The sequence below is a fragment of the Agrobacterium sp. 22-223-1 genome, from assembly GCF_053522385.1.
Genome location: NZ_JBNWCN010000001.1, coordinates 584,392 through 603,293, shown reverse-complemented (window position 1 = coordinate 603,293; position 18,902 = coordinate 584,392). Strand labels below are relative to the sequence as shown.

Genomic DNA, 18,902 nt, shown 5'->3' with positions numbered 1-18,902 from the left:
ATGGCTAGCGGCAATTCGCCCCTTGCCGCGCAAGGCGTCAGTTTTTATTGTCGAATTCAAATTCGAACTGGAGTCCTGTCCCTTGGGCGTCGTCATACCGCTTGAAGAAAGCAAAAACAAACTCGCATCCGTCAAGCCGCTTGTCGACCTGACCCGCCCCGACATGGAACGGGTGAACCAGCTTATCCTTTCCAAGGCCGGTTCCGATGTCCAGATGATACCCGAGGTGGCCAACCACCTCATCTCTTCCGGCGGCAAGCGCCTGCGGCCGATGCTGACGCTCGCCTCCGCCTCGATGTTCGGTTACGAGGGCGACAACCACATCAAGCTCGCCACCAGCGTCGAATTCATGCACACGGCAACGCTTCTGCATGACGATGTGGTGGATGAAAGCGATCTGCGCCGCGGCAAATCCACCGCCCGCACCATCTGGGGCAACCAGGCGAGCGTTCTCGTCGGCGACTTCCTGCTCGGCCAGGCCTTCCGCATGATGGTGGATGTGGGCTCTCTCGATGCGCTCGACGTGCTGTCCACCGCCGCCTCGGTGATCGCCGAAGGCGAGGTGCTGCAGCTTTCGGTCGCCAAGAACATGGAAACGACGGAAGACGATTATCTGCAGGTGATTCGCGCCAAGACCGCCGCCCTTTTTGCGGCGGCGGCGGAAGTCGGCCCCATCGTCGCCAAGACCGACAAGGCGACCCGCAGCGCGCTGAAATCCTACGGCATGAATCTCGGCCTCGCCTTCCAGCTTGTCGACGATGTGCTGGACTACGGCGGCAAATCCGCCGATCTCGGCAAGAATACCGGCGACGATTTCCGCGAGGGCAAAATCACCCTGCCGGTCATCCTCTCCTATCGTCGCGGCACGCAGGATGAGCGCGCCTTCTGGCGCAATGCCATCGAAAAGGGTGAAAGCAGCGACGAGAACCTTGAAAAGGCGCTGGGCCTGATCACCAAATACAACGGTCTTGGCGATACGATCGGCCGCGCCACGCACTACGGCACCATCGCCCGCGATGCGCTCGCACCGCTGCCGCAGAGCCCCTGGAAAGATGCGCTTCTGGAAGTGATCGACTTCTGCATCGAGCGTCTGAACTGACGCCGCAGGCCGGGCGAACGGCGGATGGAAAAAACCATCCGCCCAATGTTTCGGGCCAGCTTCTCCGCAAGGCGTGATTGTGGCCGGGGCCATAATTTCTTGCGGCGTTGCTTCAAAAAAGCCATTCTATCGTGACCAACAATGGAAACTGATTTTTCCGTGCTTCTGCACAAAGGCAAAGGTTCCCTCATGCGGCGTAAACCAGCACTCCGTCTTCTCTGCAGCGCGGCTCTTGCCGCTGCTCTCGCAATCGGCGCGGGTGCAAGCCCCGGCTTTGCGGAGACGAAGGCGACACCGGAAGACAAGGCCGTCACGTTCGATCCCGGCAAGGTGAACACCTTTTCCGGCGCCTTCCTCGCCGGGCGCAATGCCGATGTCGATCAGGATTATCCCACCGCGATTTCGCTTTACAAAAAGGCGCTGGAATTCGACCCGGCCAATACGGAAATCCGCCAGCGGCTGATGATCGCCGAACTTCTGAGCGGCAATTTCGAGGCCGGCGCCAAGATCGCCGATTCGATGAAGGACGATACCTCGGTGGAGCGCGTGACGACCATCGTGCGCGGTCTCGACGCCATCAAGGACAAGGAATTCGCCAAGGCCGAGAAGATCCTGAAATATACCGGCCCGAACGATCTCGACCGCATGGTCAACACGCTTTTGACGGCATGGGCGCGTGCCGGCTCCGGCAAGCCGAAGGAAGCGCTGGCGCTCGTCAACAACATGAAGGGCCCGGGCTGGATTTCGATCTTCCAGAAATACAATGCGGCGGCCATCGCCCTTGTTTCCGGTAATAACGAGGCCGCCCGCAAGAGCCTGAACGAAGCGGTGACGGACCGCGAAGGCGGGGCAACCGCCTCCGACACCTATATGCGCGCCGTGATGGCGCTTGCCCGGCTCGAAGCTTCCGCCGGCAACAAGCAGAAGGCGCTGGACGCGATTGCGGTTGGTGATACTTTCGCGCCGAATTACGCACCGCTCAAGGCGCTTCGACAGGCCATCGAGAGTGGTGACAAGCCCGAGCAGCAGATTACCAATGCCGTGGAGGGCGCTGCCAGCGTCATGTTCTCCATCGCCGGTGCGTTGAACCGCGAAGGTGCGGAAGAAATCGTCACGCTTTATCTGCAGACATCGCGCGCGCTCGATCCGAAGAGCCCGGATACGCTCATCCTTCTCGGCGGCCTCTCCGAAGCGCTGAAACAGCCTGACCGCGCCATCGCCTTCTACCGCGAGGTGCCGAAGGATTCGCCGATGTATCGCATTTCCGAGCTGCAGCTCGGATTGACGCTTGCGCAGACCGGCAAGGTGGACGAGGCGCGCAAGCATCTCCAGTCCCTGCTTGAATCCGATCCGAAGGATATCCGTTCCTATCTCGCCTATGGCAGCGTGCTTTCGGACGCCAAGGACTATAAGGCGATGGCCGAGAACTACGACAAGGCCATCGAGGTAATCGGCTCTGTGCCGCAGAAATCCGACTGGTCCGTCTTCTTCCAGCGCGGCATCGCCTATGAGCGGCTGAAGGAATGGGACAAGGCCGAACCGAATTTCAAGCGGGCGCTGGAGCTGAACCCGGAGCAGCCGCAGGTTCTGAACTATCTGGGCTATTCCTGGGTGGACAAGGGCATCAATCTCGATGAAGGCATGAAGATGATCAGCCGCGCCGTCGAGCTTCGGCCGAATGACGGCTATATCGTCGATTCGCTCGGCTGGGCGCATTATCGCCTCGGCGCTTTCGATGAAGCCGTGACCGAACTGGAGCGGGCGATCGAGCTGAAAGCCGGCGATCCGACCATCAACGACCATCTGGGCGACGCTTATTGGCGGGTCGGCCGCAAGATCGAGGCGGTCTATCAGTGGAACCGCGCATTGATCGGCGACAGCGACGACGTGGACAAGGCCAAGGTGAAGGAAAAGATCGCCAGCGGCCTGCCGCCGGTGGAAAAAGATGCCGAAAATACCGCCAAGAAGGACGTCGCGCCGGCGCCGCCGGCTCCTCCGGCACCGGCACCGGCTGCCACTCCGGACAAGAAATCCTGACGCCGCATGCGCGGGCATGAGATTTCCGGGGCCACCGAGACCATCGAGGCGGCCCCGGCCAAGATCAATCTGGCGCTGCATGTGACCGGCCAGCGAGCGGATGGGTATCACCTGCTCGAAACGCTGGTGACCTTTACCGAAGCCGGCGACACGATCCGTATTCGCGACGCCGATGCCGACAGTTTCTCCATCTCCGGCCCTTTCGGCGATCTTTTGCGCGCGGGCAATGGCGGCGATAACCTCGTCACCCGCACCAGGGACCTGTTGCGCGATGCGCTCGCATCGACAGGTCAACCGGCACCCCCGGTCGCCATTCATCTTGAAAAGAACCTGCCGGTGGCTTCCGGTATCGGCGGCGGCTCGGCGGATGCGGCAGCGACACTGCGGGGGCTTTTGCGGCACTGGCGTGCCGGGATCGCACCGGATACGCTTGCATCCATGGCGCTGACGCTCGGGGCGGATGTGCCGATGTGCCTTGAGAGCCGATCCCTGATCGCGCGCGGCATCGGCGAGGACATCGAACCGGTTACCGATCTACCGGAACTGTCCATGGTTCTGGCCAATCCGCTGAAGGCCGTCTCGACGCCGGAGATTTTCCGGCGATTGCAGAACAAGACCAATCCACCCCTGCCCGCCTCTGCGACAATCGGCTGGATGGATTTTCTCGCCCAAAGCCGTAACGATCTGCAACCGCCGGCTCAGGCGCTTCTGCCAGAGATCGGGGAAATCATTGGGTTGCTGTCGCAGGAAGGTGCTGCGCTTGTGCGCATGTCCGGTTCGGGGGCAACCTGTTTCGGGATTTTTCATTCCCTTGAAGCGGCCAGGAAAGCGGAAACATCGCTTCGGAAGAGGCGCCCCGGCTGGTATTTTCAGGCGACGCGGACCATTTGAAAATCAGACACTTCGAGGATAAGGCCATGGCAGGCGAAAGACCCTTCATTCCCCTTGGCATTGCGGTTTTGACCGTTTCGGACAGCCGCACGCTGGAGAACGACAAATCCGGCGATACGCTCGTCGCAAGGCTGGAGGAAGCGGGCCACAGGCTCGCGGCCCGCGCCATCGTGCCTGATGACAAGGCAGCGATTGCCGGCACGGTGCGCGACTGGACGCTCTCTGAAGGCGTGGATGTGGTAATCACCACCGGCGGCACCGGCTTTACCGGCCGCGATGTGACGCCCGAAGCGCTGGAGCCGCTGTTCGAAAAGCGCATGGATGGGTTTTCCGCCCTCTTCCACCGCATCTCCTATGACAAGATCGGCACCGCCACCATCCAGTCGCGGGCAACCGGCGGCGTGGCGAACGCGACCTTCATCTTCGTGCTGCCCGGCTCGCCGGGTGCGTGCAAGGATGCGTGGGACGGTATTCTGAAAGCCCAGCTCGATTATCGCCACTTGCCCTGCAATTTCGTGGAGATCATGCCGAGGCTTGACGAGCATTTGAAGCGTGGGGCTGGGGGCGTTTAGATTAGCGGATTGAGGGCGCGTGGAGCTTACCCCCCCTCTGCCCTGCCGGGCATCTCCCCCTCAAGGGGGGAGATCGGCAAGAGGCCCCCTTGTCACTTCATTCTCAATCTTCAAGATGGACGAAACATCGCGGCAGATCGATCTCCCCCCTTGAGGGGGAGATGCCCGGCAGGGCAGAGGGGGGTGAAGCCCCACGCACCTCCGGTTCGCAGACAATGCGCGCCCAAAACCCCCATCACGCCAGATATTTCTTGAAGAACTCCGTCGTCCGGCTCCAGGCGAGATCGGCAGCCGCCTTGTCGTAGCGCGCCGAGGACGTGTCATTGTTGAAGGCGTGGTTGACGCCGTCATAGACGAAGATTTCAAAGGTCTTGCCGTTTTCCTCCAGCGCCTTCTTATAGGCATCGATGCCGGCATTGATGCGCTCGTCGAGACCCGCATAGTGCAAAAGCAGCGGCGCCTTGATGGCAGGCACATCGGCCGCCGGGGCCTGCTGGCCGTAATAGGCGACGCCGGCATTCAAACCTGCCGATTTGGTGGCGAAACGGTTGACCAGCCCGCCGCCCCAGCAGAAACCGACAGCACCGACCTTGCCATTTGCCCCCTGCCGCGCCGCAAGCCATACCCGGCCCGCTTCGGCATTGGCGACGGTCGCGTCCATGTCGAGACCGCTGAACATCTGCCGCGCCTTCTCCTCATCGGCGGGCGTGCCGCCCTGCGGTGAGAGGAAATCGACGGCAAGCGCCCTGAAACCGGCGAGCGCCACACGCCTTGCCACATCGCGGATATGGTCGTTCAGGCCACGGTTCTCGTGGATGACGATGACGGAGCCGATGGGGCCGGAAACGGATTTCGGCGTGACGAGGTAACCCTTCATCTCGCCGCCGGGGGCGGGATAGGTCACCTCCTCGGCGACGATCCTGTCGTCATCGGCCGCGATGACCGCCGCACGGGCGCTGTTGGCCGAAAGAAGCGGGGCGATGGCCGCCGCCGCTGCACCAGACCCGGCCAGTACGGTGAGCTTTTCCATGAATTTGCGGCGATCGAGGCTGAGATGGGTATATTCATCGTAAGCGTCGATCATGGCCTGCGTGATCTTGGGCTTGTCCATCGCTCTATCCTCCTTGAACGCACGGATGCGGAAGGATAGCGCAGATCGCCCCGCGGGGAACGAGGCGGGGGCAAGCGGCGTCACACATTTGCGTGAGCGCCGCCAGCCAGTTTTCACATCAGGCGGCGAGGTCCACGACGATACGGCCGTCGATCTTGCCCTCTTCCATGCGGTGGAAGATATCGTTGATGTTTTCGAGCTTGTCCCAGGAGAAGTGGGCCGCCACCTTGCCTTCGCCGGCGAAGGTCAGCGCCTCCTCCAGATCCTGCCGCGTGCCAACGATGGAGCCGCGCACCGTGATGCGCTTCAGCACCGTATCGAACACCGGAATGGAGATGAAGCCCGGCGGCAGGCCGACAAGCGCCATGGTGCCCTTGGAGCGCAGGAAGCCGTAAGCCTGCTCCATGGCCTTGGGCGACACCGCCGTCACCAGCGCGCCATGGACGCCGCCGGTCGCTTTCTGCACCTGCTCCACCGCGTCAGGCGCGCGACCATTGACGACGACATCGGCTCCGAGTTTTTTCGCAAGCGCCAGCTTGTCGTCGAAAATATCGGCGGCAACGACATGCATGCCCATGGCCTTGGCATATTGCACGGCCATGTGGCCAAGCCCGCCAATGCCTGAAATGACCACCCACTCACCGGGCCTGACCTCGGTTTCCTTCAGCCCCTTATAGACGGTGACGCCGGCGCAGAGCACCGGTGCGGCCGGGCCGAAATCGAGATTATCCGGCAGGCGGCCAACGAATTTCGGATCGGCGAGGCCATATTCGGCAAAGCTGCCATTGACGGAATAGCCGGAATTCTTCTGGCTCGGGCAAAGCGTTTCCCAGCCCGTGCGGCACGGAATGCAGCATCCGCAGGCGGTGTAGAGCCAAGGCGTGCCGGCGCGGTCGCCTTCCTTGATGCCGGTGACGCCAGCGCCGATCTTGGCGACATAACCCACGCCCTCGTGGCCGGGGATGAAAGGCGGATTGGGCTTGACCGGCCAGTCGCCGGTTGCGGCGTGCAGGTCGGTGTGGCAAATGCCCGTCGCCTTGTAGTTGATGAGAATTTCACCGGGGCCGGGATCCGGTATCGCCACTTCCTCGATGGTCAGCGGTTTTCCAAACGCGCGGACGACGGCTGCCTTCATTGTCTTAGCCATGACATACTCCCTAATCTCTGTTCGCCTGAAATCCTCGACGGCAGGCAGAGATTAACGGGGATGGGGCGTCATGGAATTGACCCATCGCAAATCGGAGCATTTTGCAAGGCGGGATTGTCTCACTTATGAGGCAACCTCACGGTGCTGATTTACTCCAGCGCCAACCATATGGCGAGCCATGCCCACAGGCAGACGACCAGCGCAAAGCCGATGCCGAACAATGCGCCACGCTGACGCAGGCGGTTGCTGGTGACGTGGACATAGGAATGGGCATAACGCGAGAGCACGAACAGCCATGCCAGAACGACGGTGACGATATTGTCCGCATCCGTGATGTAGAGCAGCAGGCAGGCGATGTGAAACAGCACCGGCAGTTCGAACTGATTGGCGATGTTGCGGTTCACCAGATGGCTTTCGCGCGCCTCCTCGCCCCGGTCACGCAGCTTGATCGCCGATTCGCGATCCTTGAAGGTGTATTTGTTGCGCCGGACGATCAGAAGCCCGTAAAGCCAGAAGACCAGAAAGACATGGGCGATCATCGGCCAGAACATTGCGGTCGTGGGTGACATGCTTTCTTCTCCAATCATGAAAACGCTCCCCGATCCGGCATGAATCGGGGAGCGCCAAATACTCAGTATCCTTTTACGGATTCGCCTCGAAAGATCAAACCGCGCCTGGGTAGTTCGGGCTTTCGCGGGTGATCGTCACGTCATGGGCGTGGCTTTCGCGCAGGCCCGCGCTGGAGATGCGAACGAAGGTGGCGCGCTCCTGGAATTCCTTGATATTGCCGCCACCGACATAACCCATGGCAGCCTTCAGGCCACCTGCCAGCTGGTGCAGGACGCCGGAAACCGGACCCTTATAGGGAACCTGACCTTCGATGCCTTCCGGAACGAGCTTCAGCGTGTCGCGCACTTCGGCCTGGAAATAACGGTCGGCGGAACCGCGCGCCATGGCGCCAACGGAGCCCATGCCGCGATAGGCCTTGAAGGAGCGGCCCTGGTAGAGGAACACTTCGCCCGGGCTTTCATCCGTGCCGGCCAAGAGCGAGCCGATCATGACGGCGGAAGCGCCGGCGGCGATTGCCTTGGCCAGATCGCCCGAGAACTTGATACCACCATCGGCGATGACGGGGATGTCAGCCGCATTGGCGACTTCAACCGACGACATGATCGCCGCGAGCTGCGGAACGCCGACGCCGGCGACGATGCGGGTGGTGCAGATGGAGCCGGGGCCGATACCGACCTTGACGCCATCGGCGCCGGCATCGATCAGCGCCTTGGTGCCGTCGGCGGTGGCGACATTGCCGGCGATGATGCGAACCGAGTTCGACATCTTCTTGACCTGCGAGACGGCATCCAGCACTCGCTGCGAGTGGCCATGCGCGGTATCGACGACCAGAAGGTCGACGCCGGCATCGATGAGGCGCTCGGCGCGCTCGATGGCGTCAGCGCCGACGCTGATGGCGGCAGCGGCGCGAAGGCGGCCCTGCGCATCCTTGGTGGCGTTGGGGTTCAGCTGCGACTTCTCGATATCCTTGACGGTGATGAGGCCGACGCAATTGCCCTTTCCATCCACCACCAACAGCTTTTCGATGCGGTGCTTGTGCAGCAGGCGGCGCGCTTCCTGCTGATCGACGCTGCTTTCCTTGACCGTGACCAGGTTTTCGCGGGTCATCAGTTCGTAGATTTTCTGCTGCGGATCGGAGGCGAAGCGCACGTCGCGGTTGGTCAGAATGCCAACGAGACGGCCGTTCTTGTGGCCGCCGGAACCGCCGTTTTCCACGACCGGAATACCGGAAATGCCATGCGCCTTCATCAAGGCCTGTGCTTCAGCAAGCGTCGCATCCGGGCCGATGGTAACCGGGTTGACGACCATGCCGCTTTCGAACTTCTTCACCTGCCGTACTTCTTCGGCCTGTTCGATGGGGGTCAGGTTGCGATGGATGACGCCGATGCCGCCGGCCTGGGCCATGGCGATGGCGAGACGGCCTTCGGTAACCGTATCCATGGCGGAAGACAGGATCGGCAGGTTGAGATCGATATCGCGGGCGATGCGGGTGGCGATATTCGTCTGTCCCGGCATGACTTCGGAATGTCCGGGTTGCAGCAACACATCGTCAAATGTGAGAGCGTCCAAACCAGTGGGTGTTTGAATGATGCGTGCCATGACCAAATTCCTTCATACTGAAAATGCGTGGCCGTTCCGGAACGAAAAGTTCACCCCGGCGCCCTGCAAGGATTGCTTGGAAGTTGGCGAGGGCTGGTAACACGTTCATGACAGGAAGGGAATAGAAAAAACCCGGAATTGCCTTCCGGGCTTTCTTTGTTGCTGCGTTGCAGCAGACGTTAGAGCGCGTCGTGTGGATTCCTGTTCCACACGACGCGCTCTAACTGCTTGTTTTTATGCATGTCGTTATCGCAAAAACCGCTTAACACTTTTGCGCGACATGCATCAGATGTCGAACTGATAGGATTTCGGCACGAAACGATAGCCGGTATCCAGCTTTTCCGCGTAACCGACCGCCGGGAAAGGCATGTGATACCCAAGGAAAGGCAAACGGTCGGTGGCGATCATGTCGTAGACCTTCTTGCGGGTCGCGGCGGCTGCCGCCTTGTCCATGTCGAACTTCACCTCCCAGTCTGGCTTCTGCAGGGAAAGGACGAAATGGTTGGCCGTATCCGCCGTCAGGATGAGTTGTTTACCTTCCGATTCGACACGAAAGATCATGTGACCCGGCGAATGACCGAAGGCCGCCACGCCGGTGATCCCGGATACGACACTGGCGCCGTCGCCAATGAAGGTCGCCTTTTCCGCCAGCGGCTTGACGTTCGTGAGAACGCCCTTGTGACCGCCCTCGGCAGGCGTGCCCACGCGCTTCTCATCCGTCCAGAAATCATATTCCGCCTGGCCGAACACGTAGCGCGCCTTGGAAAAAGCCGGAGCGCCCTTTTCCATCAGCCCACCGATATGGTCGCCATGCATGTGGGTCAGCACCACCACGGTCACATCTTCCGGCGTATAACCGGCGGCCGCCATGCCCTCGATCAACCGGCCATTGCCCGCACCGCGCCCGGCCTCACCGAAACCGGTATCGAACAGCACGAGATCGGTGCCGGTATTGACGAGGACCGGCGAGAAGGAATTGACGAATTGCTCCTTCGGCAGAAAATTGTCTTCCAGCAATTTTCCGACCGTCTCCGCCGACTGGTCGGTGCCGAAGGTCTCGCCGGGATTGGGGGCCGCGCGTGCGCCATCCTTCACCACCAGCACTTCGAAATTGCCGAGCTTGAAGCGGTTGGTTTCAGGCGGCATCGCGTGTTCTATCTCCATGGAGGTTTGCGGCTGGTTGGTCTGGGCCGTTGCCGTGCGCGCCATCAACAGCGGCGCACCGAGAACGCTTGCGCCCGCCGCACCGATGAGGCCGCGTCTGCTCATGCTCAAGGATTGGGTCATTATCTTGTCTCCGATATCGCCAACTGGCCGTGATCGCCAACTGAACCAAGCCAACGGACAATAGAGCGATAAAGTTGCAAGAAAACCGGCCTCACGCAGGTTTGATCGGAACTTGAGAAATTGATAATTAACGTGTTGGCAAGCCCGCTTATCAGGCGTAGGAGGAACGGCGATATCCTTTGTCGCAGCGGAAAGCCGCAGGCAGCCTCATGAACCGCATCATTCCCCTCATCCTGGCAGTCGCTCTCTTCATGGAGCAGATGGACTCCACCGTCATCGCCACCTCGCTGCCGGCAATTGCCGCCGACCTTCATGTCGGCCCGATCACGCTCAAGCTCGCATTGACAGCCTATATGGTGGCGCTGGCGATCTTCATTCCGATCAGCGGCTGGATGGCCGACAAATACGGCGCGAAGAAAATCTTCCGTTTCGCCATCGGCGTCTTCGTGGTGGGGTCGATCTGCTGCGCGGTATCGTCCTCGGTGTTCGAATTCGTGCTTTCGCGTTTCCTGCAGGGCATGGGCGGGGCGATGATGACGCCCGTTGGCCGCCTCGTGCTTTTGCGCACGACCAAGCGCAGCGAACTCGTCTCCGCCATGGCGCTGTTGACAATTCCGGGGCTGGTGGGGCCGCTCACCGGCCCGCCCATCGGCGGCTTCATCACCACCTATTTTTCATGGCACTGGATTTTCCTGATCAATGTGCCGATCGGCGTCATCGGCATCTGGCTCTCGACGATCTTCCTGCCGGAAATCGAAACCACCAACCCGCCGCCGATGGATGGCAAGGGCTTCGTGCTGTCAGGCATCGCCGCCTCCGGCGTGGTGTTCGGCCTCTCCGTCGTCAGCCTGCCCGCGCTGCCACCGGCCATCGGCATCGCCTCGACGATCATCGGTTTCATCTGCGGTTTTCTTTATCTGCGCCACGCCGCGCGCCACCCTGCCCCCATTCTGGATTTCCGCATTTTCCAGAACGCGACCTTCCGGGCGGCGTCCGTCGGCGGCACCGTTTTCCGCATTTCCACGGGCGCCATACCCTTCCTGATGCCGCTGATGCTGCAGATCGGTTTCGGGCTTAATCCGTTCCAGTCGGGCATGATCACCTTTGCCGGCGCAATCGGCGCGATCACCACGAAATTCATGGCCAAGCGGGTGTTTGCGGCAACCGGCTTCCGCTCGACACTGATCGGAGCCGGCATCGTCGGCGCCTGCACGACGCTCGCCAACAGCTTCTTCACACCGGAAACACCCTATCCGCTGATCATGATCTTCCTTGTGACAGCGGGATTTGCCCGGTCCTTCTTCTTCACCGGATCGAACGCGCTCAGCTATTCCGATATCGAGGACAGTCAGGCCAGCCAGGCGACCTCGATGGCGTCGGTGCTGCAGCAGATCAGCCTGGCGCTGGGCGTGGCTTTCGCCGCCTCCATTCTGGAAGTCAGCAGCATGATGTCCGGCACGCATCTGCAGCTCGCCGATTTCCACATCGCCTTCACCATCGTCGCGCTGGTATCGCTGTTCGCCATCGTGCCGATCATCCGCATGGACGGCAATGCCGGGGCGGCCGTCTCCGGCCACCGCGGCAAGGTCTCGCAACCGGCGGAATGATCAGTCTTCGGAAGCCTCTTCGGCTTCCGCATCGACGTGCGGCTCGCTCTTGCGGCCCTTGAAGTGCTTGGCAAGCAGGAACATTTCCACCGATTCCGAGCGTGAGGACGCCGGCTTGATGTGCAGAACCTGCTTGAAGTTCTTCTTCAGCATATCCAGCAATGCCTTTTCCGTGCCGCCCTGGAAGGTCTTGGCAAGGAAGTGACCGCCTTCCGCCAGCACCTGAACGGCGAAATCGGCCGCGACTTCGCACAGATGCATGGTGCGGATATGATCGGTCTTCTGGTGCCCGGTGGTGGGCGCGGCCATGTCCGACAGCACCAGATCGGGCGTGCCGCCAACGGCCTCCATCAGCTTTTCCGGCGCGCTCGGATCGAGGAAGTCGAGCTGCAGAATTTTCACACCGGGAATGGGATCGATCTCGAGGAAATCGATAGCCGCGACGCGGATATCGTCCTCGGTGGAATCCGTCACCTTGGAAGCGATCTGCGACCAGCTGCCGGGGGCGGCGCCAAGGTCGATGATGCGGCGCGCGCCTTTGAGGATCTGGTGCTTGTCGTTGATTTCCAAGAGCTTGAAGGCCGCGCGGGCGCGATAGCCTTCAAGCCTGGCGCGCTGCACATAGGGGTCATTGATATGACGTTCCAGCCAGCGGCGCGACGAGGCCTTGAGCTTGGTCTTCTTGACCTTCTGGCCGATCTTGCGGCCGGTACGGTTGTTGCTTGTCGGCGCCTTGCTCATGTCAAACCTTCCGTCCTGTCCTGCCGTGTCATCTGCATGCGCCTAATGCGGTTGCGCCGCCATGCGCCGTCATCCGCCATCATATCCGTCAAAAGGCCTTCGCGAAGGCCGCGATCCGCCACGCGCATACGGCGTGCCGGCCAGCGGCGGCGAATGGCCTCGAGAATGGCGCAGCCGGCCAGGACCAGATCGGCCCTGTCAGGCCCGATGCAGGCATTGGCGGCGCGGCCGGCGAAATCCCATGCGAGCAGCTTGTCCTGCATGGCCGTCACTTCGGCATCGGAAAGCCACAAACCGTCCACCTTGCGGCGATCGTATCGCGGCAGATCGAGATGGACGCCGGCAAGCGTCGTCACCGTGCCCGAGGTTCCGATCAGATGAAAATCCTCGTGATGGGTCTGCGGCGCGAGAGGCGGGCAATGGAAGGCATCGAGCAGCCCTTCGACTTCCCGCACCATGGCGGCGAAGACGTCCGGCGTCACATCGCGCCCGCCATGGCGTTCCGAGAGCGTGACGACACCGACCGGCAACGAGGTCCAGTGGGTGATGTGATTGGCGAGCCGGTTCGAGCGGTTTTCCCCGACCTTGATGACGGCGATTTCCGACGATCCGCCACCGATATCGAACAGCACGACCGAACGCGCCTCGCGCCCGACGAGGGAGGCGCAGCCAGACACCGCAAGGCGGGCTTCCGTCTCGCGGCTGATGATTTCGAGCTTCAGTCCCGTTTCCCGCGTAACCCGCGCCAGAAATTCCTCGCCATTCGACGCAGCGCGGCAGGCCTCGGTGGCGATGAGCCGCATGCGCCTGATCGGACGACCGGAGAGTTTCGCGGAGCAGACTTTCAGCGCCTCGACAGCTCGATCCATGGCGTCGTCAGAAAGCCGGCCGCTCGACACCAGCCCCTCGCCCAACCGAACGATGCGCGAAAAGGCATCGACGACCCGGAACTGGCCGGGCCGCGTCGGCTGCGCAATCAATAGGCGGCAATTATTGGTGCCGAGATCGAGCGCGGCATACATATCCGCCGGCGGCTCCTGGCCATGCTCATGCTGGCGGCCTGCATGGCGCGCGGATATCTCAGATTGCCGATGCGGTTCCTGCCCGGCCCCATTGGCGCGGCCATTCTGCTTGCCGACATGTTTCGGCGCATGGGTGGGAACCAGCGGACGGCCCTGTGGATCGCGGCCGCGCGGATCGCGGTGACCACGCTTGCGGTGGCGCGACTTTCGCCCTGCGCCCGGCGGCACGGAGGATGGATTGGCAGCATCTGTTGCGGCTGGAGCCTGCGTCTGCACGGTGGAAGCTGGGGCAGCCTGCTGAGACGTACCCTTGCCGCGAGAGCGCCTGCGGCGCTTTCTCTTGCGCGGCTCGGCATCCGGCTCGAGAGCCGATACATAGGAGGAACCGGCCGGAACATCCGCGGCAACATCATGCGACAGCACAGCAGCGTCACGGGGCTGACCGTCACGCTTGTGTTTCTTGCCACGACGGGATCGCTTCGCTTTCCCTTTGTTCGCCACCGACGCCCCTTGTTCCGACGGCTTTGGGCCGTTTCCGGGGTCGATCACTGTCTTGTCCATTTCGCCGCGCACAAGCGTAGACGCTATGCTGCTGGCTTTCATAAGGTTTCGTTGGGCGGACAATACCAGCGCAAGCGATTTTAGCCAAATGGTTTTTGCCGGGCGGCGTGTGGCAAAGGCTCACACGTCACCAAGGTTGCGTGACGCCCGCGCGGAATGCACGCTTTATCGATAGGAGTTTCATGCTGCTCCTCCGCTGGTTTTGCTGGAACCCGTCACGCTCTCCCCAAGCGTGACGAAACCAATTGCGGGCGCTCGCCTACAACACGGAGATCATGCCGCCATCGGCATAGACGATCTGGCCATTGACGTAATCGGATGCGGCGGACGCAAAATAGATGACGGTTCCCGCCAGTTCTTCCGGACGCCCCCAGCGCCGCGCCGGCGTACGCGCCTTGACCCAGGCGTCGAATTCCGGGTTGGCGAGCAGGGCCTCGTTCATATCGGTGATCATGTAGCCGGGGCCGATCGCATTGGCCTGAATGCCCTTTTCGGCCCACTCGGCCGCCATGGCCTTGGTCAGCATCTTGATGCCGCCTTTCGCCACGGTATAAGGCGCAACCGTTGCCCGGGCGAGTTCGGAGGTCAGCGATCCGATATTGATGATCTTGCCGGAACCGCGCTCCGCCATTCGCCTGGCCGCCTCCCGGCCGACGAGGAAGGCCGACGTCAGATTGGTGTCGATCACCCTTCGCCAGTCGGCGCTCTCCAGCTCCAGCATAGGCTTGCGGAACTGGATGCCGGCATTGTTGACGAGGATATCCACCCGGATACCGTCCCGGTCGAACCGCTCGAAGGCTGCGATGACAGCGGCTTCGTCGGTCACGTCGAACGCCGCGGTCAGCACCTCACGACCTGTCGAGCGCATCGCCGCAGCCGCCTCTTCCAGTCGGGTGGCGTCGACGCCATTGAGGATCACCCGGGCGCCGGCATTCGCCAGCCCCTCGGCGAAGGCCCGCCCCAAACCGCGGGACGAACCGGTGATCAGCGCCGTCTTGCCGCTGAGATCGAATAGTGAAACGCTCATGACGATTCCCCTCAGAGTTCAGAGACGCGGACGGACAGATCCGAGCGCTCGAAGAAGGACGGTTGCAGTTCAGTGCCGAGACCGGGGCCTTCCATCGGATAAACGAAGCCGCCCTCGATACGCGGAACCTCCGTCACCAGTTCGCGATACCAGCCCTTGTAAAAAGCGCGCACGCTTTCCTGGATAAGCGTGTTGGGCTGCGAAAAGCTCATGTGGATCGCGGCGGCGAAGCCGACCGGGCCGATGCAGTCATGCGGGGCAAAAGGCCGGTGATAGGTTTCCGCCATGGCCGCGATCTTGCGGCCCTCGGTCAGGCCGCCCGTCCAGCACAGGTCGGCCATGACGACATGGGCGGCGTCGCGGTCGAGATAGTCCTTATAGGCAAAACGGGTGCCGAGCGTTTCGGAAGCGCAGGTCCACACATCGGTGGAATGCGCGTATTCGGCAAGCGCCTGCGGCGAATTCATCCGTATCGGATCTTCGTACCATGTGGGCTTGAACGGTTCGAGCGCCCGCGCGATCTGCTTGGCAACCGGCAGGTTCCACAGCGAGTGGAACTCGACCATGATATCCATCTTGTCGCCGACCGCCTTGCGGATCAGCTCGAACGGCTTGATCGCCGTCTTCATCTGTTCCGCGGTGATGAACAGGCCGCGGTTTTCCATCGCCGGAGGATCGAACGGCCAGATCTTCATGGCCGTAATGCCGTTCGACAGGAGGTCTTCCGCCAGTTCGCCCGCCCGGTTCATGAAACCGTCGAGGTCTTCGTAAGGGCCGGCTTCTTCCCCCAAATTCCATGTATCGACCGGCTTGATCTTCTTCGTCCGCACATAGCGGCTTCCGGCGCAGGTATTGTAGACACGCATCTTCTCCACGCAGAGCCCGCCCAGCATCTGGTGGACAGGCTGCCCGCATACCTTGCCGAAAATATCCCACAGCGCGATGTCGACTGCGGAAGCCGCCCGATGTTCCGCCCCCGTCGAGGCATGGGCCATCGGCAGGTTGAGCATTTCCCGGTGAAGGGCTTCTATATGAAGCGGGTTACGGCCCACCAGCCGGCTTGCCAGCGTATCGTGGATGTGGGCCTCGACGGCCGCCGCCCCATAAAAGGTTTCGCCGAGGCCGGTAACGCCCTGATCGGTCTCCACATGCACCCAGAGAACATTGGAGAACTCTTCTGCTCGAAAAGTCTTGATCGCAGTTATTTTCATCATTGCTTCCATTTCTGTCTGCCCGTCGTTTCGTTTCCAAATTGCATGGACAGGACCATCTACTTATCTCTCACAAGAAAACATGCTCCAGTCCCAAAGGCGGTTCTCGTCAGCTCTCCGATGCACTGGTTCCAACGGAGAGAATCGTCAGTCCGAAAAGCCTGCCTCATCGCTGCGCTTACCATTCGGCGAGACTGCCATCCTGATGACGCCAGAGCGGATTGCGCCAGCGATGGCCTTGCCTCGCCATTTCGATCACATGCGCCTCATCAACCTCGATACCCAGACCGGGACCCTGCGGTATTTCGACAAACCCGTCCTCGTAACGGAAGACATCCTTGTTGGTGATGTAGTCCAGAAGGTCGCTGCCCCGATTGTAGTGAATGCCAAGGCTCTGCTCCTGGATAAATGCGTTGTAGCTGACAGCATCGATTTGCAGGCAGGCAGCCAGAGCAATCGGCCCAAGCGGGCAATGCGGCGCAAGGGCGACGTCATAGGCCTCCGCCATCGTCGCAATCTTGCGGCATTCGGTAATTCCGCCCGCATGCGAAAGATCCGGCTGGATAATATCGACATAGCCGCCGGAGAGGACGGATTTGAAATCCCAACGTGAATAAAGCCGCTCGCCGAGCGCGATCGGAGCCGAGCAATGATTGGCGATTTCCTTCAGCGCCTCTAGATTTTCCGAAAGTACCGGCTCTTCGATGAACATCAGTTTGAACTGCTCGAGTTCCCTCGCCAGCACCTTGGCCATCGGCCTGTGAACCCGGCCGTGGAAATCGGCGCCTATGCCGATATGCGGCCCCACCGCATCGCGCACGGCGCCTATGGTCGCGACGATGGCGTCGATCTTGTCGTTGCCGTCGACGATCTGCAGCTCTTCGGCGCCATTCAGCTTGATCGCCTTGAAGCCCGCGGCAACGACGGCCCGCGCATTGTTCGCCACGTCGCTCGGACGGTCGCCGCCGATCCACGAATAGACCTTGATCCGGTCGCGGCACTGGCCTCCGAGCAGCGCGTGGATCGGCTGGCCGAGCGCCTTGCCCTTGATATCCCAGAGCGCCTGGTCGATCCCGGCAATCGCGCTCATATGGACCGCACCGCCACGATAAAACCCGCCGCGATACATGACCGTCCAGTGATCCTCGATCAGGAACGTATCCTTGCCGATGAGGTAATCCTCCAGCTCATGCACGGCAGCCTGAACCGTCAGAGCCCTGCCTTCGACCACGGGCTCGCCCCAGCCGGTGATGCCCTCATCCGTCTCGATCTTGAGGAACAGCCAGCGTGGCGGAACGATATAGGTGGTGAGTTTTGTGATCTTCATGATAGTTGCCTTCATCTCCGCCATCGAAGCGGATCGCCGCACCCGCGATGTCTCTCAGAACGATAATTGCACCTTCATCGCCCGCGACCTGTCAGTGGCGAGCATGAACGCGTCATTCGCCTCCTGAAACGGCAAAGTATGGGTTACGAGCGGTGTCAGATCGATGCGGCCGGAGTTCATCAAATCGACGGCCTGCTGGAACTCACTGTCGAAACGGAAGGTGCCGCGCAGTTGCAATTCCTTGGTGACGATGGCGTTGATCGGCAATGTAACATCGCCGCCAAGCCCGAGCTGGACGATGATGCCGCCGGCGCGGATGGCTGCGAGTGCGCCGTTGAGCGCAGCCTGATTGCCCGAGGCCTCGAACAAGATGTCGACCGTACCCTTGCCCGTGGCGTAGGGCGCAAGCGCTTCCGGCGTCGTCGCCATGTTGAGAGCCGCTGTCGCGCCGAGTTTACGCGCGACCTGCAGCGGGAATTCGCCCACATCCGTCGCGATGATCTCCGCAGCGCCCGCATTCCGCGCCACCAGCACGCACAACGCCCCTATCGGACCGCAGCCCGTAACCAGCACACGCTTGCCCAGAAGCGGCCCCGCCTGTTTCATGGCGTGCAGAACAACGGCGAGCGGCTCGGCCATGGCCGCTTCCGCCATGGTAACCGTCTCGGCAATCGGAATTGCCTGGGCGGCGCTGACGGTGATGCTCTGGCGGAAACCGCCCTGCGCATGCGGCAGGCGCATGGCGCTGCCCATGAACTGCATGTTCATGCACTGGTTATGGGCGCCCTCCCGGCAATATTCACATTCGTAACAGGGAGAACTCGGATTGACCGACACCCGCATGCCCGGCACCAGATGCGAAACACCGGCGCCGCATTCCTCGATAACGCCGGCCATCTCGTGGCCGAGCGCCATCGGCTCACGCACGCGGATGCTGCCGGAACCGCCATGCAGGTAATAATGAAGATCGGAACCGCAAATGCCTCCGGCCTTGACGGCAATCCGAACCTGACCGGCAGCCGGGGCGATGCTGGCCACGGGTTCGATCCGCAGATCCTTCTGAGCGTGAATGATAACGCCTAACATCGAATTT

16 protein-coding genes are annotated in these 18,902 nt (G+C 61.4%); 5 read left to right on the top strand and 11 right to left on the bottom strand.

The annotated features are described in order from the left end of the window. Nucleotides 1-82 precede the first annotated feature (82 nt). From ACQZ60_RS02975 to moaB, 4 genes are all read left to right on the top strand, one after another. On the top strand, nucleotides 83-1,099 hold the full coding sequence (locus ACQZ60_RS02975) for a polyprenyl synthetase family protein (protein ID WP_035261923.1): 1,017 nt from the start codon (nucleotides 83-85) through the stop codon (nucleotides 1,097-1,099). Between the two features lie 189 nt (nucleotides 1,100-1,288). After that, nucleotides 1,289-3,136, top strand: a complete 1,848-nt coding sequence (locus tag ACQZ60_RS02970) for a tetratricopeptide repeat protein (protein WP_080707282.1) — start codon at nucleotides 1,289-1,291, stop codon at nucleotides 3,134-3,136. 6 nt (nucleotides 3,137-3,142) lie between these two features. After that, nucleotides 3,143-4,027 carry a 4-(cytidine 5'-diphospho)-2-C-methyl-D-erythritol kinase gene (locus ACQZ60_RS02965; RefSeq protein WP_035261916.1) on the top strand — a complete coding sequence of 295 codons (885 nt, stop codon included), beginning with the start codon at nucleotides 3,143-3,145 and terminating at the stop codon, nucleotides 4,025-4,027. 26 nt (nucleotides 4,028-4,053) lie between these two features. Continuing rightward, nucleotides 4,054-4,599, top strand: coding sequence for a molybdenum cofactor biosynthesis protein B (gene moaB, locus ACQZ60_RS02960; protein ID WP_059760674.1), 546 nt, complete (start codon nucleotides 4,054-4,056; stop codon nucleotides 4,597-4,599). Between the two features lie 235 nt (nucleotides 4,600-4,834). Here the strand turns inward: moaB and ACQZ60_RS02955 are convergent, their stop codons facing one another. From ACQZ60_RS02955 to ACQZ60_RS02935, 5 genes are all read right to left on the bottom strand, one after another. Beyond that, nucleotides 4,835-5,710 carry a dienelactone hydrolase family protein gene (locus ACQZ60_RS02955; RefSeq protein WP_035263192.1) on the bottom strand — a complete coding sequence of 292 codons (876 nt, stop codon included), beginning with the start codon at nucleotides 5,708-5,710 and terminating at the stop codon, nucleotides 4,835-4,837. Between the two features lie 118 nt (nucleotides 5,711-5,828). Further along, nucleotides 5,829-6,857 carry an alcohol dehydrogenase AdhP gene (gene adhP / locus ACQZ60_RS02950; protein ID WP_004440101.1) on the bottom strand — a complete coding sequence of 343 codons (1,029 nt, stop codon included), beginning with the start codon at nucleotides 6,855-6,857 and terminating at the stop codon, nucleotides 5,829-5,831. A gap of 149 nt (nucleotides 6,858-7,006) precedes the next feature. Further along, nucleotides 7,007-7,408: an MAPEG family protein gene (locus ACQZ60_RS02945; protein ID WP_035263190.1), complete on the bottom strand. Its 402-nt coding sequence runs from the start codon at nucleotides 7,406-7,408 to the stop codon at nucleotides 7,007-7,009. A 112-nt stretch (nucleotides 7,409-7,520) separates the two neighbouring features. Then, nucleotides 7,521-9,026: an IMP dehydrogenase gene (guaB, locus tag ACQZ60_RS02940; RefSeq protein WP_080833526.1), complete on the bottom strand. Its 1,506-nt coding sequence runs from the start codon at nucleotides 9,024-9,026 to the stop codon at nucleotides 7,521-7,523. Between the two features lie 285 nt (nucleotides 9,027-9,311). Then, entirely contained in the window at nucleotides 9,312-10,313 is a 1,002-nt protein-coding gene (locus ACQZ60_RS02935; RefSeq protein WP_035263186.1) for an MBL fold metallo-hydrolase, read from the bottom strand. 209 nt (nucleotides 10,314-10,522) lie between these two features. On the opposite strand from ACQZ60_RS02935, the gene ACQZ60_RS02930 reads away from it, so the two are divergent. Next, nucleotides 10,523-11,920, top strand: a complete 1,398-nt coding sequence (locus ACQZ60_RS02930; protein ID WP_035236057.1) for an MDR family MFS transporter — start codon at nucleotides 10,523-10,525, stop codon at nucleotides 11,918-11,920. Here the strand turns inward: ACQZ60_RS02930 and ACQZ60_RS02925 are convergent, their stop codons facing one another. The 6 genes from ACQZ60_RS02925 to ACQZ60_RS02900 form a co-directional block, all read right to left on the bottom strand. After that, a complete protein-coding gene (locus ACQZ60_RS02925) occupies nucleotides 11,921-12,661 on the bottom strand; it encodes an RlmE family RNA methyltransferase (RefSeq protein WP_080852641.1) in 741 nt (246 codons plus the stop codon). Then, nucleotides 12,658-14,286 carry a Ppx/GppA phosphatase family protein gene (locus ACQZ60_RS02920; RefSeq protein WP_448734725.1) on the bottom strand — a complete coding sequence of 543 codons (1,629 nt, stop codon included), beginning with the start codon at nucleotides 14,284-14,286 and terminating at the stop codon, nucleotides 12,658-12,660. Before ACQZ60_RS02920 ends, ACQZ60_RS02925 begins: the two co-directional genes overlap by 4 nt. Nucleotides 14,287-14,503: 217 nt before the next feature. After that, on the bottom strand, nucleotides 14,504-15,271 hold the full coding sequence (locus ACQZ60_RS02915; RefSeq protein WP_004432705.1) for an SDR family oxidoreductase: 768 nt from the start codon (nucleotides 15,269-15,271) through the stop codon (nucleotides 14,504-14,506). Between the two features lie 11 nt (nucleotides 15,272-15,282). Next, on the bottom strand, nucleotides 15,283-16,482 hold the full coding sequence (locus tag ACQZ60_RS02910; RefSeq protein WP_035236078.1) for a mandelate racemase/muconate lactonizing enzyme family protein: 1,200 nt from the start codon (nucleotides 16,480-16,482) through the stop codon (nucleotides 15,283-15,285). A gap of 178 nt (nucleotides 16,483-16,660) precedes the next feature. Further along, entirely contained in the window at nucleotides 16,661-17,809 is a 1,149-nt protein-coding gene (gene dgoD, locus ACQZ60_RS02905) for a galactonate dehydratase (protein ID WP_448734724.1), read from the bottom strand. 54 nt (nucleotides 17,810-17,863) lie between these two features. After that, nucleotides 17,864-18,895 carry an L-idonate 5-dehydrogenase gene (locus ACQZ60_RS02900; RefSeq protein WP_448734723.1) on the bottom strand — a complete coding sequence of 344 codons (1,032 nt, stop codon included), beginning with the start codon at nucleotides 18,893-18,895 and terminating at the stop codon, nucleotides 17,864-17,866. Nucleotides 18,896-18,902: the final 7 nt, after the last annotated feature.